At 63.5% G+C, this 25,465-nt stretch carries 29 protein-coding genes; 4 read left to right on the top strand and 25 right to left on the bottom strand.

What is annotated here, in order from left to right:
- The first annotated feature begins 161 nt into the window (after positions 1-161).
- Positions 162-1,391: a bifunctional 2-C-methyl-D-erythritol 4-phosphate cytidylyltransferase/2-C-methyl-D-erythritol 2,4-cyclodiphosphate synthase gene (locus WDX12_RS26790; protein WP_434722606.1), complete on the top strand. Its 1,230-nt coding sequence runs from the start codon at positions 162-164 to the stop codon at positions 1,389-1,391.
- On the top strand, positions 1,388-1,876 hold the full coding sequence (locus WDX12_RS26785) for a CinA family protein (RefSeq protein WP_434722605.1): 489 nt from the start codon (positions 1,388-1,390) through the stop codon (positions 1,874-1,876). The genes WDX12_RS26790 and WDX12_RS26785 overlap by 4 nt, the downstream gene beginning before the upstream one ends.
- A 98-nt stretch (positions 1,877-1,974) precedes the next feature.
- Here the strand turns inward: WDX12_RS26785 and WDX12_RS26780 are convergent, their stop codons facing one another.
- The 19 genes from WDX12_RS26780 to WDX12_RS26690 all read right to left on the bottom strand — a co-directional run bounded on the left by WDX12_RS26780 (position 1,975) and on the right by WDX12_RS26690 (position 19,238).
- Positions 1,975-2,430 (bottom strand): type II toxin-antitoxin system RatA family toxin, encoded by a 456-nt coding sequence (locus WDX12_RS26780; RefSeq protein ID WP_434722604.1) that lies wholly within the window; start codon positions 2,428-2,430, stop codon positions 1,975-1,977.
- Between the two features lie 6 nt (positions 2,431-2,436).
- Positions 2,437-3,402: a lipoyl synthase gene (lipA, locus tag WDX12_RS26775; protein ID WP_434722603.1), complete on the bottom strand. Its 966-nt coding sequence runs from the start codon at positions 3,400-3,402 to the stop codon at positions 2,437-2,439.
- Between the two features lie 131 nt (positions 3,403-3,533).
- A complete protein-coding gene (locus tag WDX12_RS26770; RefSeq protein WP_320295576.1) occupies positions 3,534-3,791 on the bottom strand; it encodes a GlsB/YeaQ/YmgE family stress response membrane protein in 258 nt (85 codons plus the stop codon).
- 156 nt (positions 3,792-3,947) lie between these two features.
- Entirely contained in the window at positions 3,948-5,396 is a 1,449-nt protein-coding gene (lpdA, locus tag WDX12_RS26765; RefSeq protein ID WP_434722602.1) for a dihydrolipoyl dehydrogenase, read from the bottom strand.
- A gap of 28 nt (positions 5,397-5,424) precedes the next feature.
- On the bottom strand, positions 5,425-6,063 hold the full coding sequence (locus WDX12_RS26760; RefSeq protein WP_320295574.1) for an SGNH/GDSL hydrolase family protein: 639 nt from the start codon (positions 6,061-6,063) through the stop codon (positions 5,425-5,427).
- A 113-nt stretch (positions 6,064-6,176) separates the two neighbouring features.
- Complete coding sequence (locus WDX12_RS26755; RefSeq protein WP_434722601.1) at positions 6,177-7,550, bottom strand: pyruvate dehydrogenase complex dihydrolipoamide acetyltransferase; 1,374 nt, start codon at positions 7,548-7,550, stop codon at positions 6,177-6,179.
- A gap of 3 nt (positions 7,551-7,553) precedes the next feature.
- Positions 7,554-7,841, bottom strand: coding sequence for a hypothetical protein (locus WDX12_RS26750; protein ID WP_434722600.1), 288 nt, complete (start codon positions 7,839-7,841; stop codon positions 7,554-7,556).
- A gap of 12 nt (positions 7,842-7,853) precedes the next feature.
- Positions 7,854-9,245: a pyruvate dehydrogenase complex E1 component subunit beta gene (locus tag WDX12_RS26745; protein ID WP_434722599.1), complete on the bottom strand. Its 1,392-nt coding sequence runs from the start codon at positions 9,243-9,245 to the stop codon at positions 7,854-7,856.
- Positions 9,246-9,260: 15 nt separating this feature from the next.
- On the bottom strand, positions 9,261-10,298 hold the full coding sequence (gene pdhA, locus WDX12_RS26740) for a pyruvate dehydrogenase (acetyl-transferring) E1 component subunit alpha (RefSeq protein ID WP_434722598.1): 1,038 nt from the start codon (positions 10,296-10,298) through the stop codon (positions 9,261-9,263).
- A gap of 175 nt (positions 10,299-10,473) precedes the next feature.
- The gene (locus WDX12_RS26735) at positions 10,474-10,797 is read right to left on the bottom strand and encodes an FtsB family cell division protein (protein WP_320297934.1); all 324 of its coding nucleotides are present in this window, start codon (positions 10,795-10,797) and stop codon (positions 10,474-10,476) included.
- 157 nt (positions 10,798-10,954) lie between these two features.
- Positions 10,955-12,229, bottom strand: coding sequence for a phosphopyruvate hydratase (gene eno / locus WDX12_RS26730; protein WP_320297935.1), 1,275 nt, complete (start codon positions 12,227-12,229; stop codon positions 10,955-10,957).
- Positions 12,230-12,607: 378 nt separating this feature from the next.
- Complete coding sequence (locus WDX12_RS26725) at positions 12,608-12,982, bottom strand: PRC-barrel domain-containing protein (RefSeq protein WP_434722597.1); 375 nt, start codon at positions 12,980-12,982, stop codon at positions 12,608-12,610.
- Between the two features lie 70 nt (positions 12,983-13,052).
- Positions 13,053-13,259 carry a dodecin family protein gene (locus WDX12_RS26720; protein WP_112099570.1) on the bottom strand — a complete coding sequence of 69 codons (207 nt, stop codon included), beginning with the start codon at positions 13,257-13,259 and terminating at the stop codon, positions 13,053-13,055.
- 101 nt (positions 13,260-13,360) lie between these two features.
- Positions 13,361-14,206 (bottom strand): 3-deoxy-8-phosphooctulonate synthase, encoded by an 846-nt coding sequence (kdsA, locus tag WDX12_RS26715; RefSeq protein WP_434722596.1) that lies wholly within the window; start codon positions 14,204-14,206, stop codon positions 13,361-13,363.
- Entirely contained in the window at positions 14,203-15,087 is an 885-nt protein-coding gene (locus WDX12_RS26710) for a VOC family protein (RefSeq protein WP_434722595.1), read from the bottom strand. Before WDX12_RS26710 ends, kdsA begins: the two co-directional genes overlap by 4 nt.
- Before the next feature lie 70 nt (positions 15,088-15,157).
- Positions 15,158-15,448: a Dabb family protein gene (locus WDX12_RS26705; protein ID WP_140829801.1), complete on the bottom strand. Its 291-nt coding sequence runs from the start codon at positions 15,446-15,448 to the stop codon at positions 15,158-15,160.
- Between the two features lie 100 nt (positions 15,449-15,548).
- Entirely contained in the window at positions 15,549-15,677 is a 129-nt protein-coding gene (locus tag WDX12_RS26700) for a hypothetical protein (RefSeq protein ID WP_320297939.1), read from the bottom strand.
- Between the two features lie 164 nt (positions 15,678-15,841).
- Entirely contained in the window at positions 15,842-17,830 is a 1,989-nt protein-coding gene (locus WDX12_RS26695) for a bifunctional 2',3'-cyclic-nucleotide 2'-phosphodiesterase/3'-nucleotidase (RefSeq protein WP_434722594.1), read from the bottom strand.
- Between the two features lie 142 nt (positions 17,831-17,972).
- Complete coding sequence (locus tag WDX12_RS26690) at positions 17,973-19,238, bottom strand: NAD(P)/FAD-dependent oxidoreductase (RefSeq protein ID WP_434722593.1); 1,266 nt, start codon at positions 19,236-19,238, stop codon at positions 17,973-17,975.
- A 172-nt stretch (positions 19,239-19,410) separates the two neighbouring features.
- Between WDX12_RS26690 and WDX12_RS26685 the strand changes: the two genes are divergently transcribed.
- Entirely contained in the window at positions 19,411-20,070 is a 660-nt protein-coding gene (locus WDX12_RS26685; RefSeq protein WP_320297942.1) for a 5-formyltetrahydrofolate cyclo-ligase, read from the top strand.
- Positions 20,071-20,087: 17 nt separating this feature from the next.
- On the opposite strand, the gene WDX12_RS26680 is transcribed toward WDX12_RS26685, so the two are convergent.
- Positions 20,088-20,420: a hypothetical protein gene (locus tag WDX12_RS26680; protein WP_320297943.1), complete on the bottom strand. Its 333-nt coding sequence runs from the start codon at positions 20,418-20,420 to the stop codon at positions 20,088-20,090.
- 55 nt (positions 20,421-20,475) lie between these two features.
- The gene (locus tag WDX12_RS26675) at positions 20,476-20,949 is read right to left on the bottom strand and encodes an Lrp/AsnC family transcriptional regulator (RefSeq protein ID WP_040994689.1); all 474 of its coding nucleotides are present in this window, start codon (positions 20,947-20,949) and stop codon (positions 20,476-20,478) included.
- A gap of 205 nt (positions 20,950-21,154) precedes the next feature.
- Here WDX12_RS26675 and ald point away from each other — a divergent pair, with 205 nt between their 5' ends.
- Positions 21,155-22,270: an alanine dehydrogenase gene (ald, locus tag WDX12_RS26670; RefSeq protein ID WP_127879861.1), complete on the top strand. Its 1,116-nt coding sequence runs from the start codon at positions 21,155-21,157 to the stop codon at positions 22,268-22,270.
- A 423-nt stretch (positions 22,271-22,693) separates the two neighbouring features.
- Here the strand turns inward: ald and WDX12_RS26665 are convergent, their stop codons facing one another.
- The 4 genes from WDX12_RS26665 to sseA form a co-directional block, all read right to left on the bottom strand.
- On the bottom strand, positions 22,694-23,161 hold the full coding sequence (locus WDX12_RS26665; protein WP_434722592.1) for a DUF1203 domain-containing protein: 468 nt from the start codon (positions 23,159-23,161) through the stop codon (positions 22,694-22,696).
- Between the two features lie 143 nt (positions 23,162-23,304).
- Positions 23,305-23,862: an OmpA family protein gene (locus tag WDX12_RS26660; RefSeq protein WP_434722591.1), complete on the bottom strand. Its 558-nt coding sequence runs from the start codon at positions 23,860-23,862 to the stop codon at positions 23,305-23,307.
- Between the two features lie 116 nt (positions 23,863-23,978).
- Positions 23,979-24,542 carry a GNAT family N-acetyltransferase gene (locus WDX12_RS26655; protein WP_434725714.1) on the bottom strand — a complete coding sequence of 188 codons (564 nt, stop codon included), beginning with the start codon at positions 24,540-24,542 and terminating at the stop codon, positions 23,979-23,981.
- A 5-nt stretch (positions 24,543-24,547) separates the two neighbouring features.
- Positions 24,548-25,393: a 3-mercaptopyruvate sulfurtransferase gene (gene sseA, locus WDX12_RS26650; RefSeq protein ID WP_434722590.1), complete on the bottom strand. Its 846-nt coding sequence runs from the start codon at positions 25,391-25,393 to the stop codon at positions 24,548-24,550.
- Between the last annotated feature and the right edge of the window lie 72 nt (positions 25,394-25,465).

Here is a 25,465-nt window from a genome sequence, read left to right as displayed (position 1 = left end):
TTGGAAAAAGCTGGCCTTCGGCCATCACGGCGACTAGAGCATGATGCCGAAAAGTGTGAGCGGTTTTCGGCCGACATCATGCTCTACTTCTTTGATTTAGAGACGGATTCAGATTTCAGGTCGAATCGACCTGAAATCATCCGGCTCTAGGACCGATCGGAATGAGCGAGGCAAGCGAAAAGCAAGCGGCGTCCCCAAGCAGCGGGATCGGGGTGGTGATCGTTGCCGCCGGCCGTGGCGCGCGCGCCGGACAGGCCGAGGGTCCAAAGCAATATCAGAGCATCGGCGGCCGCGCCGTCATCGCGCATACGCTGGATATCTTTCTCTCGCATCCGATGATCGGCCCCGTGGTCGTGGCCATCCACGCAGACGATGCCGAACTCTTCCAACGCGCGGCCGAGGCGCATGGCGATCGTCTTGTCGCCGTGATCGGCGGCCCTTCGCGCCAGGCGTCCGTCCGGCTCGGCCTCCTGGCACTGAAGGACCAGGCCCCCGCAAAAGTGCTGGTGCATGACGCCGTGCGGCCGTTCGTCGACACCGGGCTGATCGACCGCACCATCGAGGCCATCGGCGAGCGCCAGGGCGCGCTGCCGGCGCTGCCCGTCGCCGATACGCTGAAGCGGGAATCGGCCACCGGCATGATCGACGAGACGGTGTCGCGAGCCGGCCTGCATGCGGCGCAGACGCCGCAGGGCTTTCCGTTCTGGCCACTGCTCGCCGCGCATGAGAAGGCGCATCATCTGGGCAAGACGGAGTTCACCGACGACGCGGCGATCGCCGAGTGGGCACATATACCCGTCAAGATCGTTCCCGGATCGCCGGACAACGTCAAACTCACCTGGGCAAGGGACATCGCATTGGCCGACCAGCGGCTTTCCAGCGCGCAGCAGCGCTTCCCGGACATACGCACCGGCAACGGCTACGACGTGCATGCGTTCGAGCCCGGCGACCATGTAACGCTCTGTGGCGTCGCCATCCCGTATGACCGCAAGCTCTCCGGCCACTCCGATGCCGATGTCGGGCTGCATGCGCTGACCGACGCGCTGCTCGCCACCTGCGGCGCCGGCGATATCGGCACGCATTTCCCGCCCTCGGACCCGCAATGGAAGGGTGCGGCTTCGAAGATCTTCGTCGAGCACGCGGCAAAGCTGGTGCGCGAGCGTGGCGGTCGCATCGCCAATGCCGACATCACGCTGATCTGCGAGGCGCCGCGCGTCGGGCCGCATCGCGCGGCAATGACGCAAGCGCTTTCGGCCATGCTCGGCATCGCGCCCGAGCGCATTTCGATCAAGGCGACGACCAACGAGAAGCTCGGCTTTGTCGGGCGCGGCGAAGGCATCGCCGCGATCGCCACCGCCAGCGTCGTCTATCCGGGAGAGGTGCCTGCATGAGCAACGCCGAACTCGCTATCGCTCTGCTCCAGGCCTGCCAGCAGCGCGGCATCATGCTGGCGACGGCCGAAAGCTGCACCGGCGGCCTGATCATCGCCGCGCTGACCGACATCGCCGGCTCCTCCGCCGTGGTCGATCGCGGTTTCATCACCTATTCCAACGAAGCCAAGATGGAGATGCTCGGCGTTTCCGCCGCCACACTCGAAGCGCCTGGCGCGGTCTCACGCGAGACGGTGCTGGAGATGGCGGCGGGCGCGCTGGCGCATTCGCGGGCAAGCCTTTCGCTTGCCGTCACCGGCATCGCTGGTCCGAGCGGCGGCTCAGCCGACAAGCCGGTCGGCCTCGTTTGGTTCGGGATAGCGCTTGCCGGTCAGCCGATCGCCGCCGAACAGCAATTGTTCGGCCAAAAGGGCCGCGAATTCATCCGGCACGAAACGGTGCGGCATGCGCTGCAACTCGGGTTGCGGGCGCTCGGCGAACGTTAAAGCGCGTCGCGCTGAAACGGATTCAGGCGACGCGCTTTAAGTCTTCGTTTGATGCATGTCGTTCCCCAAAACCGCTGCGCACTTTTGGGCGACAAGCATTAGCCCGCCTTTGCGCCGTAGATAACGTCGGCGCGTTTCTCGAAGGCTTCCGAGAACATGCGGAAGGCTCGGTCGAACATCGTGCCCATCACCGCGCCCAGGATGCGGCTCTTGAATTCGTAGTCGATGAAGAAATGCACTTCGCAGCCTTTTTCGGCCGGGTCGAAGCGCCAGATATTGCTGAGATATTTGAACGGGCCGTCGATGTATTTGACGTCGATGGCATGCTCGGCCGGATTGAGCAGCACCTGCGTGGTGAAGGTCTCGCGGATCGCCTTGTAGCCGATGCTCATGTCGGCGACCAGGATGGTGCGGCCGTCACGCTCCTTGCGCGAGCGCACGGCGAGCGATTCACAGAGCGGCAGGAATTGCGGGTAGGCCTCGATGTCCGCCACCAGCGCGAACATCTCTTCCGGCGTATGCCCGACGCGGCGTGTCGCCTCGAATTTCGGCATTGAAAATCAGCTGGCCTTCGCGAGCTGCGCCTCGCGTGCCGCGCGCAGCCTGGCGAAATCCTCGCCGGCATGGTGCGAGGAGCGCGTCAGCGGGCTCGATGCCATCAATAGGAAGCCCTTTGTCTTGCCGATGGTCTCGTAGGACTTGAACTCGTCCGGCGGGATGAACCGGATCACCGGATGGTGCTTCTTCGAAGGCTGCAGATACTGGCCGATGGTCATGAAGTCGACATTGGCCGAACGCAGATCGTCCATCAATTGCAGCACTTCGTTCCGCGCCTCGCCGAGGCCGACCATGATGCCGGATTTGGTGAAGATCGAGGGATCGAGTTCCTTGACCCGTTGCAAAAGCCGGATCGAGTGGAAATAACGCGCTCCCGGACGGACCGTCAGGTAGTTCGACGGCACGGTTTCGAGATTGTGGTTGAAGACGTCGGGCTTGGCCGCGACGACGATCTCCAGCGCGCCGTCCTTGCGCAGGAAGTCGGGCGTCAGGATCTCGATCGTCGTCGAGGGCGTCGCCGCGCGGATGGCGCGGATGACGTCGGCGAAATGCTGCGCGCCGCCGTCAGCCAGATCGTCGCGGTCGACGGAGGTGATGACGACGTGGCTCAGCCCCATCTGCTTGACGGCATGCGCCACGCGCGCCGGTTCGTCGGGGTCGAGCCCGCTCGGGATGCCGGTCGCGACGTTGCAGAAGGCGCAGGCGCGCGTGCAGATCTCGCCCATGATCATGAAGGTGGCGTGCTTCTTGTCCCAGCATTCGCCGATATTCGGGCAGCCGGCCTCCTCGCACACCGTCACCAGCTTGTGCGACTTCACGATCTCGCGCGTTTCGGCATAACCCTTGGAAACCGGCGCCTTGACGCGGATCCAGTCGGGCTTGCGCAGCACCTCCTGGTCGGGCCGGTGCGCCTTCTCGGGATGCCGCGGGCGCGGCCGGTTGGCGATCGTGTCTACGACTGTAACCATCTCAAACCCTTCGCGGCCGCTATTTCGACGGCCGCCTGTCTTTCGTCATCTAAGACTTTTCGAGGTAAAGAAAAAGGCTGCGGCAGCGCATGCCGCCACGGCCTTTTTCGCATAGCGACATTTGCCGGCGATCAGCGGCGCACCAACCGTCCGACGAAGATCAGCAGGCAGGCGCCGATGAAGCCGGTGATCAGATAGGCTACCCAGCCGACGCCGAAGGGCCCGACATTGAGGGCCTGCAGTATCGCGTTGAGCACGACTGCGCCGACGATGCCCATGATGATGTTCATGACGATGCCGGTATTGCTCTTCATGACCATCTCGGCGAACCAGCCCGCCAGGCCGCCGACGATGATGGCTGTGATCCAGCCGACGCCATTCATATGCATATGCCAATTCCTCCTCGATCAGGTGAAAATGCATCCGGATACGAACTGCCTTGCCGTCAGCTTTCTCCGGCTGCCGCGTGTGAGTCTCGCCCGACCACGTTAGCACGAATTGGCCGTCTGTGACCGATTGGCAATCTATCACCGATTGGTGACTTATCATGCGTTCAAAGCGCGGCCATAGGCGTCCAGCACGCTCTCCTTCATCATCTCCGACAGCGTCGGATGCGGGAAGATCGTGTGCATCAGCTCTTCCTCGGTGGTCTCCAGGTTCATCGCCACGACAAAACCCTGGATCAGCTCGGTCACCTCGGCGCCGACCATATGCGCGCCGAGAAGCTGCCCGGTCTTCTTGTCGAAGATGGTCTTGACGAAGCCCTGGTCCTCGCCGAGCGCGATCGCCTTGCCGTTGGCGCTGAACGGGAAGCGGCCAACGCGGATGTCCTTGCCCTCCGCCTTGGCCTTGGCCTCCGTCAGGCCGACGGACGCGACCTGCGGGCTGCAATAGGTGCAGCCGGGGATCTTCAGTTTGTCGATGGCGTGTACGCCCGGGAAATTGGCGATTTTCTCGATGCAGATCACACCTTCGTGCTCGGCCTTGTGGGCAAGCATGGGCGGGCCGGCGACGTCGCCGATCGCGTAGATGCCAGGCACATTGGTCTTGCCGTAGCCGTCGACGACGATGCAGCCGCGGTCCGTCTTCACGCCGAGCGTCTCCAGGCCGAGGCCCTCGATGTTGCCCTGCACGCCGACGGCGGAAATCATGCGGTCGGCGGTGATCTTCTCGACCTTGCCGTCCTTCATCTCGACATGCGCGGTGACTGAATTGGCGCCCTTTTCGACCTTGGTCACCTTGGCTTCGAGGATGATCTTCATGCCCTGCTTCTCGAACTGCTTCTGCGCAAATTTCGAGACCTCGGCGTCCTCGACCGGCATCACCGCCGGCATCAGCTCGACCACGGTCACATCGGCGCCCATGGTGCAGTAGAAGGAGGCGAACTCGATGCCGATGGCACCCGAGCCCATCACCAGCAGCGACTTCGGCATTTCCTTGGGCACCATGGCCTCGAAATAGGTCCAGATCAGCTTGCCGTCCGGCTCGATGCCGGGCAGCGCGCGCGGCCTTGCGCCGGTCGCCAGGATGACGTGCTTGGCGGTATAGGTGCCCTCGCCCTTGACGCCCTTCGGCACCGGCGGCTGCGGTTCCATCGGCTTCTTGGCCGTCTTCGAAACCACGACCTCGCCGGGCTTCGACAGCTTCGCCTCGCCCCAGATGACGTCGACCTTGTTCTTCTTCATCAGGAAGCCGACGCCGGTGTTGAGCCTCAGCGACACCTTTCGCGAACGGTCGACCACGGCTGATGTGTCTGGGCTGACCTTGCCGCCTTCGAGCTTCAGGCCGTAGTCCTTGAGGTGGTCCGAATAATGCATGATCTCGGCCGAGCGCAGCAGCGCCTTGGTCGGGATGCAGCCCCAGTTGAGGCAGATGCCGCCAAGATGCTCGCGCTCGACGATCGCCGTCTTGAAGCCGAGCTGGGCGGAACGCACCGCCGTCACATAGCCGCCGGGGCCTGAGCCGATGATGATGACGTCGTAGGATTCAGCCACGGGGTTTTCTCCCTGATCTTTCTGAAGGTTAGAGTGAGAGCATCACGCGCACGAGCGGCGCAAGCGCCTTACCGATGTTGCGCGTGTTCTCGGCGTCGAGATGGACGCCGTCGAGCGGCGTGGTGACGGCGACCGTGCCTGCGTCGAAGAAGCCGCAGCCGGCCTCGTCGGCAAGTGCTGAATATTGCGGCGCCAGACGCTTGGAGGCGTCGTCGCCGCCGGCGAACATTTCCTTGAACTCGGCATTGTCGGTGCGCGTCACCGCGGGCGGCGCGACGATGAGAATCTGCGGCGCTGGCCAGTCGAACGGGTAGTCGTGGCCGCGCACGATGTCGATCAGGCGCTGGATGCCCTGCTTGGCGGCGACCGGATTGCCGTGAATCCAAGGCTTCATGTCATTGGCGCCAAGCATGATGATGATCAGGTCGAGCGGCGCATGGCTGGTCAGGATCGTCGGCAACACGCGGGCGCCATTGCGGTCGGCGCCGGCCAGGTGGTCGTCGAAGGCCGTGGTGCGGCCGTTGAGACCTTCAGCGATGACCTCGACGTCACCTCCAAGCTCAGCCCCGAGCACGCTCGGCCAGCGATCTTCGAGCGCGTGGCGGCCGAGACTGCCGGCGTCATAGCCCCAGGTGAGAGAGTCGCCGTAGCAGAGAATCGTCTTCATGCTTTTGCTACACCCCTGCCGTCACCGGTCGACTAGGCCGCCGGCGCGATCCGCCCGACGGCAAGAACAAGGCGAAAAGGCCGGTGAAGAATTTCCGCACCGCCTTTCCCGTCCTAGACCAGCATGCTCATCGGGTTCTCGATCAAGCGCTTGAAGGCGCCGAGCAGCTCCGCGCCGAGCGCGCCGTCGACGGCACGATGATCGGTCGAGAGCGTCACCGACATCACGGTGGCGATTTTGATCTCGCCCTTCTTGACCACCGCCCGCTCCTCGCCCGCGCCGACCGCCAGGATCGTCGCATGCGGCGGGTTGATGACGGCGGCAAAGTCCTTGATGCCGAACATGCCGAGATTAGACACCGCCGTCGTGCCGCCCTGATATTCTTCCGGCTTCAGCTTGCGGCTCCTGGCGCGGCTGGCCAGGTCCTTCATCTCGTTGGAGATGACCGACAGCGTCTTTTCATCGGCATGCCGGATGATCGGCGTGATCAGGCCGCCGGGGATCGACACCGCGACGCCGACATCGGCGTGCTTGTGCTTGACCATGGCGCTGTCCGTCCAGGACGCATTGGCATCCGGCACCGCCATCAGCGCCATGGCCATCGCCTTGATCACCATGTCGTTGACCGAGAGCTTGTAGGCCGGAGCTTCGCCCTTGTCGGTCTTCCGCATAGGGGCCGCGGCATTGAGCTGCGTGCGCAGCGCCAGCAGCGCATCGAGCTCGCAGTCGAGCGTCAAATAGAAATGCGGGATGGTGGACTTGGCCTCGACGAGGCGGCGCGCGATGGTCTTGCGCATGTTGTCATGCGGCACGAGCTCATAGGAGCCTTCGGCGAACAGCTTCAGCACCTGGTCGTCCGACATCGGCTTCGGCGCGGGCGCCGGAGCGGACGGAGTGCCGGCGGGCGCCTTCGCAGCCGGCGCGGCCTTGGCGCCGCCGGAAGCGATCGCAGCCTCGACATCCACCTTCACCACGCGGCCATGCGGGCCGGAACCGGTCAGCGCCGTTACGTCGACGCCGGCATCCTTGGCGATGCGGCGGGCCAGCGGCGATGCGAAGACGCGATCACCGGCGGCGTGGCCGTTGGCGACGGGAGCAGGCTCGGCTTTCGCCGGCGTGGGCGCCGTGGCGGCTGCCGCCGGCTTGGGCGCTTCCTTGGGCGCTTCGGCTTTCGGAGCGTCCGCTTTCGGAGCTTCGGCCTTTGGCTCAGCGCCACCGCTCTTGGCCGCGGAGCCTGCATCCTCGCCCTCACCGGCCAGGATAGCGATCAGCGCGTTGACCTTGACGCCTTCGGTGCCGGCCGGAACCACCAGCTTGGCGACCGTGCCTTCATCGACGGCTTCGACTTCCATCGTCGCCTTGTCGGTCTCGATCTCGGCGATCACATCCCCGGGCGAAACCTTGTCGCCCTCCTTCACGAGCCATTTGGAAAGATTGCCCTCCTCCATGGTGGGCGAGAGCGCCGGCATGGTGATGTTGATTGGCATCGCTCACTCCTGAATGAATTTGAACAGGCCGCGCATGACGGTTAGCGTGGCGACGATAAAAACCGGTGGCAAGACCCCGAAATGGAAGCTGCTTTTGCTCATTTCGAGGCTCATCATGCCACCGCTCTGATCAACCTGTGCGGAACCAGTCGCAACAATTGCCAAGACGAGTGAGGCAGCACCGCTGAGCATCAGCAAAACCGCATCGAATTTCCCGGTCATCGAGCGCACAAAAAAGGCGACGGCAACGGTAGGGACAATGACGGCGGCCAGAACCCAGAGAGACGGCATCCGCTTGGTCTCCTAGCGATAGGTGACGGCTTTGACCGCTTCGACGACTTCGCCGACATTGGGCAGCGCCAGTTTTTCGAGATTCGCCGCGTAAGGCATCGGCACGTCCTTTCCGGCGATGGTGATCACCGGCGCATCGAGGAAATCGAAGGCGCGCTGCGAGACCTGGTTGGCGATGTGGTCGCCGACCGAGTTCTGCGGAAAACCTTCTTCCACCACCACGAGACGGTTGGTCTTCTTCACCGAAGCGATAATCGTGTCGAAGTCGAGCGGGCGGATGGTCCGCAGATCGATGATCTCGGCATCGATGCCCATGCCGCGCAGCTCGGCCTCCGCCTTGACCGCATAGGTCATGCCGATGCCGAAGGAGACGAGGGTAACGTCCTTGCCCTGCTTGTGGACACGCGCCTTGCCGATCGGCAGCACGAAATCGTCGAGCTTCGGCACGTCGAAGGAATGGCCGTAGAGGATCTCGTTCTCGAGGAAGATGACCGGGTTCGGGTCTCTGATCGCCGCCTTGAGCAGGCCCTTGGCGTCGGCGGCCGTGTAGGGCATCACCACCTTCAGGCCGGGGACATGGCTGTACCAGGCGGCATAGCATTGCGAGTGCTGGGCGGCGACGCGCGCCGCCGCACCGTTGGGACCGCGGAAGACGATCGGTGCGCCCATCTGGCCGCCGGACATGTAGAGGGTCTTGGCGGCCGAGTTGATGATCTGGTCGATCGCCTGCATGGCGAAATTGAAGGTCATGAATTCCACGATCGGCTTCAGCCCGGCCATTGCCGCGCCGACGCCGACGCCGGCAAAACCATGCTCGGTGATCGGCGTGTCCACCACGCGGCGCGGTCCGAACTCCTGCAGCAACCCTTGCGTGATCTTGTAGGCGCCCTGGTACTCGGCGACCTCCTCGCCCATGACGAAGACATCGCCGTCGCGGCGCATTTCCTCGGCCATAGCGTCGCGGAGCGCTTCGCGTACCGTGGTGGAAACCATCTCGGTGCCGGCCGGAATGTCCGGGTCGGCCGCGATCTCCGTCTTCGGGGCTGCGGCGACAGGAGCGGCGGCCTCACTCTTGGCCGCGGCGGGTGCCGGGGCCGGCGCCGCTTCAGCCTTGGCAGGCTCTTCCTCGCCGATGCCCTCGCCGGCCTTGTCGACGTCCTCGCCGTCGACGGCAAGCACGGCGATGACCGCGTTGACCTTGACGCCTTCGCTGCCGGCCGGAACCACGATCTTGGCGAGCGTGCCCTCGTCGACCGCTTCGACCTCCATCGTCGCCTTGTCGGTCTCGATCTCGGCGATGACGTCACCGGCGACGATCTTGTCGCCTTCGTTCTTCAACCATTTGGAAAGATTGCCCTCTTCCATCGTCGGCGAGAGCGCGGGCATGAGAATTTCGATCGGCATGTCCTTGCCCTCTCCTTAGAGTACGATGTCGGTCCAGAGCTCGGACGGATCCGGCTCGGCGTCGTTCTGGGCGAATTCGGCGGCGTCGGCGACGATGTCGCGGACTTCCTTGTCGATGGTCTTGAGTTCGTCCTCGCTTGCCCACTTCTTGTCGAGCAGCCGCACCCGGACCTGCTCGATCGGGTCGTGCTCGGAGCGCATCTTCTGCACCTCCTCCTTGGAGCGGTATTTTGCGGGATCGGACATCGAATGGCCGCGATAGCGGTAGGTCTGCATCTCGAGGATCAGCGGCCCGTTGCCGGCTCGGCACCATTCGGTGGCGAGGTCGGCAGCCGACTTCACGGCGCGGACATCCATGCCGTCGACCTGGATGCCAGGAATCTTGAAGGAAGCGCCGCGATGCGAGAAGTCGGTCTCGGCCGACGAGCGCGACACGGACGTGCCCATGGCGTAGCGGTTGTTTTCGATGATGTAGATCACCGGCAGCTTCCACAACGAGGCCATGTTGAAGCTTTCGTAGACCTGGCCCTGGTTGGCGGCGCCGTCGCCGAAATAGGTCAGCGAAACGTTCTTGTTTTCGCGGTAGCGATTGGCGAAGGCGAGACCGGTGCCGAGCGACACCTGCGCGCCGACGATGCCGTGGCCGCCATAGAAATGCTTCTCCTTGGAGAACATATGCATGGAGCCGCCCTTGCCCTTCGACAGGCCGCCGCGGCGGCCTGTGAGCTCGGCCATGACGCCGCGCGGCGACAGGTCCATCGCCAGCATATGGCCGTGGTCGCGATAGGCGGTGATCATCTGGTCGCCTTCGATCAGCGCCATCTTCATGCCGGTGACGACGGCCTCCTGGCCGATATAGAGGTGGCAGAAGCCGCCGATGAAGCCCATGCCGTAGAGCTGCCCGGCCTTCTCCTCGAAGCGGCGGATCAAGAGCATGTGCCGGTAGGCGGAAAACTCTTCTTGCTTGGTGAAATCCGCCGGCTTGGGCGCTGACAGATTGGGCTGTTTGTCGGATCTGGATTTGGCGGGCGCTTTTTTGGCGGCGGTGGCCATGCGTCACTCCCTGTTGGCGTCTCTTCGCGGACATTCAGGGAGATCGATCGTCTCCCCACCGATTTGCGCGAGGCTAACACGCAAGAATGCATTGCGCCATGCTGAAAAATGCATGGCTGGCATGCATCTAAGCGATTAGAATCATTGAAAATAAAGATGATTAACCGAAGTTCGGTTATTTCGTTGGAGCGGGCAACATGATGGTGATTTCGTCGGGCTGGGACAGATTGAGCGCCTTTCGGGCCTGCTCGTCAAGCATATCCTTCTCCAGCGTGCCTTCATGCATCAGCTGGACCCGACGCTCGAAGTCGATCCGGCGCGCCTTCACGGCATCGAGCTGGGCCTGCAGTTCGACCGTCCGCGCCTGCAGCCGATATTTGGAATAGATGCCGAATTCGCCGTGATAGGCATGGAAGCCGAAATAGGCCAGGAAGAGCACGCAAAGCGAGGGGATGATCAGCCTGCCGGTGTTTCTCTGCTTGTGCTGACGTGTCCACATGACCCGAACCCTCGCGGCCGCGAACGCAAGCGGCCATGAGTCGTATTTCGCCCGATTGTGCTTAATGGACGGTTACGGGCGACCGGTTTGCAGGACTGCCGGAAACGAAAAAGGGCGGGAACGCCCCGCCCTTTCCATACTGTTCGAACAGGCTGGATCAGCCCTTGACCACCGACTTGCCGGCGTAGAGTGCCTGCTTGCCGAGTTCTTCCTCGATGCGGATGAGCTGGTTGTACTTGGCCATGCGGTCGGAGCGCGACAGGGAGCCGGTCTTGATCTGCCCGCAATTGGTAGCGACCGCGAGGTCGGCGATGGTCGAATCCTCGGTCTCGCCCGAGCGATGCGACATGACGGCGGTGTAGCCGGCCTTGTGCGCGGTCTCGACCGCGTCGAGCGTCTCGGTCAGCGAACCGATCTGGTTGACCTTGACCAGGATCGAATTGGCGACGCCCATGCGGATGCCGTCGCGCAGCCGCGCCGTGTTGGTGACGAAGAGATCGTCGCCGACAAGCTGGGTCTTCTTGCCGATCAGGTCGGTCAGGATCTTCCAGCCTTCCCAATCGTCCTCGGCAAGGCCGTCCTCGATGGTGATGATCGGATAGTCGGCAGCGAGCTTGGCAAGGTACTTGGCCTGCGCCTTCGGATCGCGGGTCTTCTTCTCGCCCTCATAGACGTAATTGCCGTCCTTGAAGAACTCGGTCGCCGCGCAATCGAGGCCGAGGGCCACGTCCTCGCCCGGCTTGAAGCCGGCCTTCTCGATCGATTCCATGATGAAATCGAGCGCCGAAGGCGCGCTCTTCAGGTTGGGAGCGAAACCGCCTTCGTCGCCGACATTGGTGTTGTGGCCGGCATCCTTGAGCTTCTTGCGCAGCGTGTGGAAGATCTCCGAGCCCCAGCGCACGCCGTCGCGCAGCGTCGGCGCGCCGATCGGCAGGATCATGAATTCCTGGAAGTCGATCGGGTTGTCGGCATGCGCGCCGCCATTGATGATGTTCATCATCGGCACCGGCAGGATATGCGCCTTGGTGCCGCCGACATAGCGGTAGAGCGGCAGGCCCGCGGCTTCCGCGGCGGCCTTGGCGACAGCCAGCGACACACCAAGGATGGCGTTGGCGCCGAGGCGGCTCTTGTTCGGCGTGCCGTCGAGCTCGATCATCGTCTGGTCGATATGGATCTGGTTCTCGGCTTCCATGCCGCCGATCGCCTCGAACAGCTCGCCGTTCACCGCCTCGACAGCGCGCTGAACGCCCTTACCGAGATAGCGCGGCCCGCCGTCCCGGACTTCGACCGCCTCATGCGCGCCGGTCGATGCGCCAGACGGCACGGCGGCGCGGCCCATGGAGCCATCCTCCAGCACCACGTCGACCTCGACGGTCGGATTGCCACGGCTGTCCAGGATTTCACGCCCGACAATGTCGATGATGGCGGTCATTTGCGATGTCCCCGATTGATCGATTGAAGCGTCGCGCCCCTCTTAGCCAAAGCGGAGCAAAAGGCAATCGGCGGGGCTGCAATTATTGCCGCGCCCAGGATTCACGAAGCGCAAATTTCTGTCATCATAAGTCATGCGCGTCGCGCGGCCCTCTCGTCTATGGTCGCGTTCGCGCGGGGCGAAACAGGAGGAGTTTCGCCATGTCCCAGTTGAGCGGTATTGTGAGTTTGTTCCTGATCGCGGCGGCGTTCCTGACGTCATGCGACGATCAGAAGCCCCAGCAGAGTTCGCTAGAACTATCGACCCTCCAAGCGGCGCAGTAGCGTCGAGGCGCAAAGGCCCCCGTTTCGCGGGGGCCTTTCGATTTCCACCTGTCGATCAAGCGATCAGGTGCCAATAGGGCTTCACATGGTAATATTGGAATGAAGCATCGCGGGCGGCTTCGCCGTCAGCGCCGGTGAGTTCCTCGATCGAATATGCGGGCGCGGCCTGGAGCTGCTCCTTGGTGAACGGCACGACGTAGCCGCCTTTATCCTCATCATAGTCGAGGGTCGCCCACGGGATCGCGTGGTACTTCTCGCCCATGCCGAGGAAGCCGCCGAAGCCGATGACGGCGAACATGATGCCGTTCGACATCTTGTCAAGCATGACGTCCTCGATGCTGCCGATGCTCTTGCCTTCGGTGTTGTAGACAGACGTGCCGATGACGCGCGAGGCCGCAATGGCTTCGGTGTGCCCGGACGGGGTGGTCATGGTGGTGCTCCTCTTTGTCGTTGCGATACATTGACAATGAGGGGCTCGGACGAAAGTTCCGGCTTGCTGCTTAGTTGTCGGTGAGGATGAAGGTGACTTTCATGTTGACGCGGTAGGCAGCGATCTTGCCGTCCTCGACGACGATTTTCTGGTCCTGGATCCAGGCGCCCTCGACGTTCTTCAGGGTCTTTGCGGCGCGTGCGATGCCCTTCTCGATGGCATCCTGAAAGCTCTTCTTGGACGACGACGTGATTTCGGTGACGCGGGCAACGGACATGGCTTCCTCCTGCCAAGACGCTCAGTTACGAAAACGAGCGTAGCGCCGGCTTAGTGCAACCACAAGCCGGCGCAGGGTCGGTCAGCAGACAGCTCTCGGGATCAGTGTCCCTTGGCGATGCGATCGAAGGCCATCAGCTTTTCCAGCAGCGCCGGCATGTCCTTGAGAGGCACCATGTTGGGACCGTCCGAAGATGTCGAGTTGTCGGGATCCTGATGGGTTTCGATGAAGACGCCAGCGACGCCGACGGCAACCGCCGCGCGCGCGAGCGTCGCCACAAAACGACGTTCACCGCCCGAGGAGCCGCCCTGCCCGCCCGGCTGCTGCACGGAATGGGTCGCGTCGAAGATCACCGGAGCGCCGATCTCGGCCATGATCGGCAGCGCGCGCATGTCCGAGACCAGCGTGTTGTAGCCGAAAGAGGCGCCGCGTTCGGTGGTCAGCACGTTCGGGTTGCCGGAGCCGGTGATCTTGGCGACCACGTTCTTCATGTCCCAGGGCGCCAGGAACTGGCCCTTCTTCACGTTGACGACCTTGCCGGTCCGGGCGGCGGCGACCAGCATGTCGGTCTGGCGCGACAGGAAGGCCGGGATCTGCAGGACATCGACATGCGGGGCTACGATCGCGCATTGCTCCTCGGTGTGGACGTCGGTCAGCACCGGGAGCCCGAACTCCTTGCGCAGGTCGTCGAAGATCGGCATCGCCGCATCGAGGCCGGCGCCGCGCGTTGCCGACAGCGAGGTGCGGTTGGCCTTGTCGTAGCTGGTCTTGTAGACGAGGCCGATGCCCAGACGTTCCGTCAGCTCCTTCAGCGCGCCGGCCATGTCGAAAGCGTGCTGGCGCGATTCAAGCTGGCACGGGCCGGCGATCAGCGACAGCGGCGCATTGTTGGCGAAGATGACGTTGCCGACGGTTACCGATGCATTGGGCGCCAGGGGCTTGTTCATGGGATCTCCCGGAAGATGAAGGCGGCACCCTGCCCGGGCGCCGGCGCAACGACGATATCATTGTCGCTCATGTTGTGATCGACAGCGCCGGCCGCAAGCGTGCGTGCGGCAGAAGCTTTGTCGCGGATCGAGAAGATAATCGCCTCAAACCGCAAATGCGGCGACGGCTTGGCCACAAGGCCGAAGCGCTGCAGGTAGGTTTCGGGCGTGACGACGCTCAGGATTGCGTTCGGCAGCCGCACCGTGTCACCCGCCCCGAGGTCGTCGGCACTCGCGCCGGCGGCGATCGAGATCAGCCCGATCTGCGCAGAAGGCGTGCCGCTGACCGCAACCACTTCGACGATGCCGGTCACGCCATTGGCGTGCGCCTGGAGCGCCGTGCGATCGATCTTCGGCGCGTTGACGCGCTCGCAGGCGAAGAGGAATGCGTCCGACGCCTCCTTGCCGACCGCGAAGGCCAGCTTGAACGACGCCGTATCGCTCTTGCCGTTCGCATCGGTGAAGGCGCGTGAAAAACCCAGCATGTCGCCGGCCGACAGGCCGGCTTCGACAAAGCGCGTATGGTCGGCATCGGCATTGCCGGTTCCAAGCACGACGGCGGAAAAACCCTCCTCGCCCAGCCGCTCGCGATAAAGGCGGTCGCGCGCTACGAAGACATTGCCGGCCGCAACCGCTTGTCCCGTCGCCTGTTCATTTCCCAACGCCAGCGGCTCGAGATAGGTGCCGTCGGCGAAGAAGACGCAGGCATTCTCCGTGCCGAAGGGGTGGATGCCTGTCGGCGCGACGACAAAGCCGAGCGAGGCCAGACGCGTTCGAGCGGCATCAAGGCTTCCGGTTGGCAGCACGAGATGGTCGAGCGGATGGGCGGAGCTTTTGATCATGCCGGCGCGGTGTGCCCCATTCCGGCCTGAGGTTCAAGAGCGGCGGACCAATGGAGCGTGCTCTGTCGGCTCAGGCCGCGGCCACGACATCCGCCGAATAGCGCAGTTCGCGCAGCGGCTTCACCTTGCTGGTCGTGTCCGCGTAAATCGGATGCGCCTTGTAAGCGGCAAGGGCCGCCTCGTCCTCGAACTCGGCATAGACGACGACATCGATCGCGTTGGAAAACAGATCGACCTTGGTGTTGAGCGTCACCTCGAAATGCTTCGAGTGAGGTATCTTGCCGAGCGCCAGCAGGCCCGAGCGTACAGCCTCGACATCTTCCCTGCGTCGCACGCTGAAGAAAACGATGTGCCGGATCAAGCCAGCCTCCCTGGTCTTCGGTTCAGCGGTGTTTCTGTGGGAGCAATGCCAGGGCGTCAACCGGCAACGATGTCGCGCCGCGATGCGAAGCGGCGAGACCTTACCCGGTAACGTAGCGCACGATGCGCGACACTTCCCGCACGGTCACGTCGAGGTAGTGACCGCGATTGTAGAGGCCGTCCCAGAGCAGGAAGAAGGTGATGGCGGCGATGACGATCACATAACGCATGGCTAAAACTATCGCATGTGGACGGCCGGAACCAGAGTGGCAAAGGCGCGATTTTGCCAGTTCACTGCTTTTTGCCGGGGCCGCTTTGGCGCCAGCGGAAGACGATAGGGCCGCGCCCGGTGCGCGGCCAGCTCTAGCCAGACCGCACAGCCGGTAGCGCCGGATCACAGCGTGATGCGGTATTTGGCGAAGCCTGCCTCGCCCTCGTCGTCAGGCTCTATCTTCAAGGACTTCACGTCGGTGATGAAATCCTTGGCCCGCGGTCCGGTCTCGAAGACGACGCTGGTGCCGGGCAGCGGCGCGAAGGACCAGTTGTCGTCCGCCGACGGATTGATCGTGCCCTCGCTGATGACAAAGCGCACGATCACGTCGCGGTTGGTGTCCGGCGCCTCATAGATGATCTTCGAGGCATTGATGTCGGGGAAATTGCCACCGCCGCCAGCGCGGTAATTGTTGGTGGCAACGACGAATTTCGCTGCCAGATCAATCGGTTTCCCGTCGAATTTCAAGTCGACGATGCGATTGGAGCCGGCGTTCGCGACGCCGCCCTTGGCATCGTATTTCGGCGGCTGCGACAGGTCGATCCTGTAGCTGACGCCGTCGATGACATCGAAATTGTAGGATGGGAAGTCGGTGTTGATGAGCGGCTGATCCGCTTTGCCCGGCTCGATATGGTTGAAGATGCCGGCGGACATCTCCAGCCATTCCTTCACATCGGCGCCGGTGATTTCGACGGCACGCACCGTGTTCGGGTAGAGATAGAGGTCGGCGACGTTCTTGATGGCGATATCGCCCGCCGGAACGTCGGTATAGTAGTCGGCGCCGTTGCGGCCCCCCGCCTTGAAGGGTGCGGCCGCCGAGAGCAGCGGCACGTCCTTCCACTCCGTGCTCTTCAATATGTCCTTGAGATACCAGCTCTGCGCCTGGTTGACGATCTGCACGGACGGATCGTCGGCCACGAGAGCGAAATAGGAATAGAGCGGCGCCGATGTCTTGCCGACGGGGCGGCGGACATAGGCAAGCGTCGCCTCGTGGTCCTGCTCGAGCGCGGCGATGATGCGCTTGTCGTCGCCGACCGTCGCCTTGTTCTTGTTGTCGACGCGCTCATAGATCGGCCGCGCCTCGGAGGTGGCCGAGACCACCCGCCATTTCGAGCCGTCGCGCTCCAGAAGCAGGTCGATCAGACCCATATGCGACCCCCAGAAGCCGCCCATGACGGCCGGCTTGCCCTGCAGCGTGCCCTTCTCGGTGTCGACGCCCGTGAGCGCCTGGAAATCCTTCTTGCCGGGGAAGACCAGATGCTGGTGGCCGGTGAAGACCGCGTCGATGCCCTCGACGCCGGCGACGAAGAAGGAAGCGTTCTCCATCTTGTCGCCCGGCTTGATATCGATGCCGGAATGCGAGAGCGCGATGACGATGTCGGCGCCTTCTTCCCTGATCTGCGGCACCCAGGCCTTGGCCGCCTCGACGATATCGCGCGTCTGGACGTTGCCTTCGAGGTTCTTCAGGTCCCAGACCATGATCTGCGGCGGCACGAAGCCGATGACGCCGATCCGGATCGGTTGCTCGGCGCCCGCCCCGTCCTTGATCTTCCTGTCGAGGATGACATAGGGCTTGAGATAGAGCTTGTCGTCGCGCGGGTTCGTGGCAAGCGTGGTGCCGCGGATCAGGTTCGCGCAGACGAAGGGGAAATTGGCGCCGGCCAACACCTTGTCGAGAAAGGACAGGCCGTAGTTGAACTCATGGTTGCCGAGCGTCGAGCATTCATAGCCGAGCAGGTTCATGCCCTTCATGACGGGGTGCAGGTCGCCGTCCTTCATGCCTTTCTCGTAGGCGATGTAATCGCCCATCGGGCTGCCCTGCAGCAGGTCGCCATTGTCGATCAGCATCGAATTCGCGGCTTCCTTGCACACCGCGTCGATCAGCGAGGCAGTGCGCGACAGGCCCATCGTATCGTTCGCTTTGTCGGCGTAGTAATCGTAAGGCAGCAGGTTCACATGGATGTCGGTCGTCTCCATGATCCTGAGATGCGCCTGGTTGGCTGCGGCGCGGGCTGAGAACGGATGCAGCATGATCAGCGTCGCGCCGGCAGCGGCGCTGGCCAGGAATTCGCGGCGGGAAAATCCGCGACGGGAGACGGGCAGCCGTGACATTTTCTTCTCCTCTTCGACAACGCGACGACCCCTGCCCCAGCCATGGAGCATGGCGCTGAAGACACGTTGAGTCCACGCGCGCGGAAAAGCCTTTCGATCACGAGAAGGTGACGCGTCGATGAAGCAGGCGACGGCGAGGAAATCAGCTTTTGTCGTCGTCGCCCTGGGTGATCAGGCGCGCGCTGCGCTGGCCAGTCAAATATATCCATAGCCAGCTAAGCGAGACCGCCAGGCGATTGCGGAAGTCGATCAGGAAATAGATGTGGGCTATGCCCCAGAGCCACCAGGCGAGCCAGCCGGTGAGCTTGATCCAGCCAAAATCGATGGCGGCGGCGCGCTTGCCGATCGTCGCAAGGTCGCCGGCATGCCGGTACTGGAAAGGACGCGTTGCCGTGTCGCCGGCGAGCCGCGCCTTGATCGTCGCGGCGACATGCTTGCCTTCCTGCTTGGCCGAGGGCGCCACGCCCGGCACCGGCTTTCCATCTGGACGCAGCACATGCGCGGTGTCGCCGATGACGAAGATGTCGGGATTGCCCGGCACAGTGAGGTCGGGTTCGACGATCACCCGTCCCGCCCGGTCGGCCGGCGCCCCCAGCCACTCGGCCGCCGGCGAAGCGGCAACGCCGGCCGCCCAGATGATCGTCCTTGCCGGCAGATGCCTGTCGCCGAAGACGACGCCTTGGGCGTCGAGCCTGGTGACCGGACGCCCGAGCTCGACGGTGACGCCGAGCCGCTCGAGCGCCTTGCGGGCGTAGTCGGAAAGCTGCGGCGCGAAATTGGCCAGGATCCGGTCGCCGGCCTCGATCAGCACGACGCGCGCCTGGCGTGTGTCGATGTTACGGAACTCGCCGCGTAGCGTGTCATGCGCGAGTTCGACGATGGTGCCGGCCAGTTCGACGCCGGTCGGCCCACCGCCGACAATGGCGAGCGTCAGCAGCGCCTGACGCTTGACGGGGTCGGTTTCGCGCTCGGCCTGCTCGAAGGCGAGCAGGATGCGGCGCCGGATCGTCGTGGCGTCCTCGAGCGTCTTCAGCCCCGGCGCGAACGGCTCCCATTCGTCATGGCCGAAATAGGCATGGCGCGCGCCGGTGGCGAGCACCAGCGTGTCGTAGGGGACCGAGCCGCCGTCCTCGAACAGCACGCGTTTGCCGGCGCGGTCGACGCCGGTGACGTTGCCCAGGAGGGTCGTGACGTCCTTGCGGTTGCGCAGCAGATGCCGGATCGGCCAGGCAACCTCCGAGGTCGCCAGTGATGTCGTCGCCACCTGGTACAGCAGCGGCTGGAAAAGATGGTGGTTGCGCTTGTCGATCATGGTGATGCGCACCGGAGATCCAGCCAGCGCGCGGGTGAGTTCGAGGCCGCCGAAGCCGGCGCCGACGACAACGACTTTATGCTCGGTTTCGCTCATTTCATTCCACCTCGCCAGGTGCAATTGCCGTCCATGATGTAAGTGTTTTTGTGCGCTGCAACAACGTTGAATCGGGCAATAACCATGCCCGGGAGTCGTCGCGCGGCGTCGTGAATCCACATGCGACTGCCCCGGCGCAGGTATAGCGTCGAACAAACGACAGGAGCCAAGCATGGCCGACAACCACGACGACGAAGGGCTGGCGCAATACGCCTCGCCGCCCTGCTTCATGCATGAACTCGACCCGCAATACCGGGAGCCGCTCTTAGACTGGACGGATGTCAGACGCTGGCGCAAGGCCGAGCGCGAGCGGCTCATCAATGCCCGCCTTGCCGTCTCAGCCGATGCGCGCGTAGCCATGTCGGCGCGCATCGCGGACGGCCTCGACACGCTGATCGGAGACATAGAAGGCCGGATGGTCAGCCTCTACTGGCCGTTTCGCGGCGAGCCGGATCTGCGGGGCTGGATGGCCTCGATCAACGATCGCGGTGGCCGCACCGCGCTGCCCGTCGTCATCGAGAAGGGACAGCCGCTGGTGTTTCGCGCCTACAAACCGGGCGACCGGCTGGAAAAGGGCGTCTGGAACATTCCGATCCCGGCCGAGGGCGATCCGGTGCTGCCCGACATCGTCATTTCGCCCATCGTCGGCATCGATCCCGGCAACTATCGGCTGGGCTATGGCGGTGGCTTCTTCGACCGCACGCTGGCGGCCATGCCGTTCAGGCCGCTGGTCATCGGCGTCGGCTACGAACTGCAGCGCATTGCGACCATCTACCCGCAGCCGCACGACATTCCGATGAGCGAGGTGGTGACGGAGGCGATGACCGCCTAGCGCCGGCCAGGCCCCGGTCAAACGGTCCAGGTCCAGTCGATCGGATAGTTGAAAATCGGGGTGAACGTCACGCCCACCGCCTCCATATCCCTGCGGCCGTCGACCACCATTTCCTTCAATCGATCCAACTGCGCCGCATGCTCGTCGGTGTCCCAGACACTGACTTGCACGATCGAGCCCTTCGGCGACACGCCCGCGTAAAAATGAAGAAGCCCCGGCAGCCGCCTGATGGCCGGAATTATGTACTCCGAAGTCTTCTTGCTCGCGGCGTCGACCTCAACGTACCGGCTCGGGTCGAAGCTGGCGCGCGAGACGCGGACGACGGCTGTTGCCGGCAATGACTCGGCCATGGTGATTCTTTCTGTCATATCGCGGCCGCTGCCTCCTGCTGGTTATGTCCGGATGCTAGGCCATCTCGGGCCGTAGCCCGACCGCCGTGCGATCGACGATCTCGCGCAGCGCGAAGGACGAGTTGATCTTCGTCACATGCGGCATGGCCGACAGCCATTCCTTGTGGATGCGCTCATAGTCGACGAGATCCTTCGCCGCGATGCGCAGTATGTAATCATATTCGCCCGACATCAAATGGCAGGAAAGCACGTTCGGGCAGCGCTTGATCGCCGCCTCGAAATCCGACAACGTCTTCTCGAATTGCCCCGACAGCGATATGTGCACGATCGCCGTCATCTGGTGGCCGAGCGCGGAATTGGACAGCCGCGCATGATAGCCGCGGATGGTTCCGGACTTCTCCAGATTGTCGAGCCTGCGCGAACAGGCCGATTGGGAAAGGCCGACCTTCTCGGCAAGCGCCGCGTTGGGAATCCGGCCATCCTTCTGCAAAGTCTCCAGAATGGCGATATCAATCCTGTCGAGCGGCATTTTTCGTGGTTCCTGCGAATTTCCAGGGATTTCGCGCAACGATTATCGAAGAGCGACCGTTGCCGCAAGTGCATTCGCAAACACATACGGAACGATTCGTGGTTGACTGCGGTTACTGCGTGTCCACGTCCGAGTTCGGAGCCATTGGCATGCACCAATGACAGGGAGAGCGCCCCTTGAAGGGCGCGGACAGGAGAAGAAAAAGATGCGTGTCGGCTGCCCCAAGGAAATCAAGAACCATGAATATCGCGTCGGCCTGACGCCCGGCTCGGTCCGCGAATATGTCGCGCATGGCCATGAAGTGCTGGTCGAGACCGGTGCTGGAGCCGGTATCGGCGCCGACGACAACGCCTATCGCGCCGCCGGCGCGACTATCGCCAAGACGGCCGCCGACGTGTTCGCCAAGTCGGACATGATCGTCAAGGTCAAGGAGCCGCAGCCCAACGAATGGGTCCAGCTGCGCGACGGCCAGATCCTCTATACCTATCTCCACCTCGCTCCCGATCCGGAGCAGACCAAGGGTCTTCTCGCCTCGGGCGTCACCGCGGTCGCTTATGAGACCGTGACCGACGATCGCGGCGGCCTGCCGCTGCTCGCCCCGATGTCGGAAGTCGCCGGCCGCCTGTCGATCCAGGCCGGCGCGACGGCGCTGCAGAAGGCCAATGGCGGCCGCGGCGTGCTGCTTGGCGGCGTGCCCGGCGTGCTGCCCGGCAAGGTCACCGTGCTCGGCGGCGGCGTCGTCGGCCTGCATGCGGCCAAGATGGCGGCCGGCCTCGGCGCCGACGTCACCATCATCGACCGCTCGATCCCGCGCCTGCGCCAGCTCGACGACATTTTTGGCGGCCGCGTGCATACGCGCTACTCGACCGTCGAAGCGCTGGAGGAAGAATGCTTCTCGGCCGACGTCGTCATCGGCGCCGTGCTGATCCCGGGCGCCGCCGCGCCCAAGCTCGTGACCCGCGAAATGCTTTCCGGCATGAAGAAGGGTTCGGTCCTTGTCGACGTTGCGATCGACCAGGGCGGTTGCTTCGAGACCTCGCATGCCACGACGCATGCCGATCCGACCTATGAGGTCGACGGCGTGATCCACTATTGCGTCGCCAACATGCCCGGCGCCGTGCCGGTCACTTCGGCGCACGCGCTCAACAACGCGACGCTGCATTACGGCCTGCAGCTTGCCGACAAGGGCCTCAAGGCGCTGGTCGACGACCATCACCTGCGCAACGGTCTCAATGTCCATAAGGGCAAGATCACCAACCGCGCCGTCGCCGAGGCCCTCGGCTACGAAATGGTCGAGCCGAAGGCGGTTCTTGCCGCCTGATAAATTCGCAGAGATTTCCTTCAGTCGCCCGCCGGGTCATTCCGGCGGGCTTTTTCTTGCGCGCAAACTGGTCGCGCCAAGAAATCCGGGCAACAAAAAAGCGGAGCAAAAGCCCCGCTTCCTCGAATGTCGCGACTGCCGCCGGTCCATCCGCGGTCGGCAAATCATCAACAACTGCTTTCTAGCAAAGGAGTGCGACGGGAATACGACAGTCTTGAAATGCGCCTTTTCTCGCCTCCCGCCAATATGCGCCGTTGTGTGAAATGCTTCACATTCACTCGGCAAGAAAGACGCCTAGAGACGAACCGTTACTGGCGGCCTGAGCCTGCCGGGTCGGACTAGTCCGGCCCGGACAGCACTGGCCGACAGCTTCTGTCAGACCCTCCAACGGCCCGCTAGACCATCGGCGGGCTTTTTTTTGGGTCATGCCCGCTCGATGCGGCATTGATAGCAATTGTTCCGGGCCGAGCGGACATGGATGTAGGCGATGTCGTCGCGCCCAAACAGCGTCCGCGCGCGGGTGGCAATCTCGCCGGTCGGCGTGACAGCGCCGCTGCCATAGACGATGCGATCGTCCTCGCCGTAGCCCCTGACGATATAGTCGCTGCTTGCAAGCATCTCCGGCAGCGCATCGCCCTCGGCGGCGCGCTCGCATTCCTCGGCATGCAGGAAAATCGGGCCGGTCTCGGCATAAGGCTGCAGTTCCGGGAACGGCCGGTAAGCCACGACCAGGTAGCCTTCGCCCGCGGCGACGTTCTTCATGCAGTGCCTGCAGGGCACGCCGTCGCCGTCGGAGACTTGGTGCTCCGGAGCGCGGCCGTAGGCATCGGGCCCTCCCCGCTGCAGGGCGCGCACGGCTTCGGTCGGCAAGGCTTTGAACTGGATGCTCATGGCAAATCTCCGGTGTCGATTTCCGGAAATTATGCCTGCGCGACGGTGTCTCCCACCCGATTCCTGACTGACGCCGCGCGCATGTGAAAGAGCCCGGCCGCTTTGAACAGACCGGGCTCCGTTGTCGGCATTATTGGCTCGCTTCAGCGCACGAAATCGTCGAAGCGGCGCAGCGTCACGCGGCGGTTGCGCCAGTTCTCCTGCTGTGTGGGCACAAGCAGGAATTCCTCGCCATAGCCGACAGTGTCCAGCGCGTAGGCCGGCACGCCGAACTCACCCACCAGCGTGCGCTTGAGCGATGCGGCGCGGCGTTCGGACAGGAGCTGGTTCGAACCGAAAGAACCCACGGCGTCGGTGTGACCCTCGATCAGGATGCGGGCGCCGCGGTCGCGCCGCAGGATGCGGTGGAGCGCGTCGGCAATGATTTCGACCTTGCCGTATTGCGAAGGGGCAATGGCGGCCGAGCCGAACTCGAAATTGATCGACTGGATGTCGATCGAGCGCGCCATGCGCCGCAGATCGGGCCGGCGCTTGAACTCGCGAATTGTGACGCGCTCGTTCGGGCGCAGCTTTTGCCTGGGCGCGGCGTCGAGCTGGCGCTCGATCGTTGCGGCCGAAGGCGTGGTCGCCTGCGCGGACGCCAGGCTCGGCATGGCAATTGCCGCGATCATGGCTACGGCGAATGTACGTCGGCTCAACATGTCTTTCTCCTATAAGCTCGGCCTCGCAATGCGGCCGGGACAATGGCAAAGACAGTCTGAAGCGGCGATGAACGAAGTGTTCAGCCGGTGGCCGTTACGGCTTCTGCTTGAACAGCTTAGCCACGCATGACGCTGGCCGACCGCTCGGCGAAGGTCAGCGGATGCACCACTTCCTTCTTCTGCGCCACCGGCGTGAAGCCGAGCTTCTGGTAGAGTGGAAGAGCCGCCGGATGATCGAGCGTGCAGGTCTGCACGGTGACGCGCCTTGGTCCATGCGCCCAGGCCGCCGAGATCGCCGCGCCAAGGAACCAGCGGCCGATGCCCTGGCCATGCGCATGCTCCATCATGCCGAAATAGGCGAGCTCCACTTCGTCCGGCAGATGCGGCTTGAGGTCGAAGAAGCCGGCGGGGGCGCCGTCCAGATAGAGCACCCTGATGTCGCGATCCTCGCGGTGCAGGCCGGCGGCAAGCTCCTCGTCGCTCAGCCTCAGCACATTGACCCAGTGCCATTTGCGTCCGACGCGATCCATCAGATAGCGGTAGAAATGGAGTGGGATGTCTTTCGTCTTCAGCAGCGCGATCTGGCGGTTGTAGGGGATTGGCGGCGAAACCGCCGGAGGCGCATGCATCTCCAGGAATGTGACCGTGACATCGATATCTTGCAGCGCGCCGTTTTTCATCATTCTTACCCCGTCACCACCGGCGTGTCGCCGAGACCGCCCCATTCTGTCCAGGAACCATCATAAAGCCGGTTGTCGGTATGGCCGAGCGTCTCCAGCGCCAGCGTGATCGCCGCCGCCGTGATGCCCGAGCCGCAGGACGTGACAACGGGCTTGGACAGGTCGATGCCGGCACCCTCGATCACCTTGCGCAAGCGGTCCTTGGGCAGCAACTCGCCATTCTCCGCAAGCGCCGTGATCGGAACATTATGCGCGCCAGGCATATGACCCGAACGGACGCCTTGGCGCGGCTCCGGATCGGTCCCGGCAAAGCGGCCGGCCGAACGCGCGTCGGCGATCTGGCTCTCCCGCCCGCCGACGATCCTGCGCATCTCGTCGAGCCCGACAACCCGGCCCGCGTCGAAATCGGCGTGGAAGACGCTTGGCGCGATCTTTGTCGGCTCAGCCGTCACGGGGCGCCCCTCGGCCTTCCAGCGGTCGATGCCGCCGTTCAGGATGTAGACCTGGAAGACGCCCATGACGCGGAACATCCACCAGGCGCGCGGCGCCGAGAACAGGCCTGGGCCGTCATAGACGACGATGGTGTCGTCGGCCGAAACGCCCATGGCGCCGACATATTGGGCGAAGTGCTGCGGCGAGGCCAATGTGTGCGGCAGTTTCGAATCCGGATCGGAAACCGCATCCTGGTCGAGGAAGCGCGCGCCGGGAATATGGGCGGCATCGTATTCGGCGCGGGCGTCGCGCTTTTGCGCAGGCAGATACCAGGAAGCGTCGATGATGGTGAGGCCGGGCTCGCCAAGCCGCTTTTCCAGCCAATCGGCGTCGACGATGAAAGGACTGTCCTGCGCCATTTTTTGTTCTCCCTGCCCGCCTCGCCTTATCGCATGATGCCGAAAAGTGTGAAGCGGTTTTCGGGCGACATC

Origin of the sequence: Mesorhizobium sp. RIZ17 (assembly GCF_051127865.1) — a bacterium.
GTDB lineage: Bacteria > Pseudomonadota > Alphaproteobacteria > Rhizobiales > Rhizobiaceae > Mesorhizobium > Mesorhizobium humile.
This window is presented reverse-complemented; position numbering and strand designations above follow the sequence as displayed.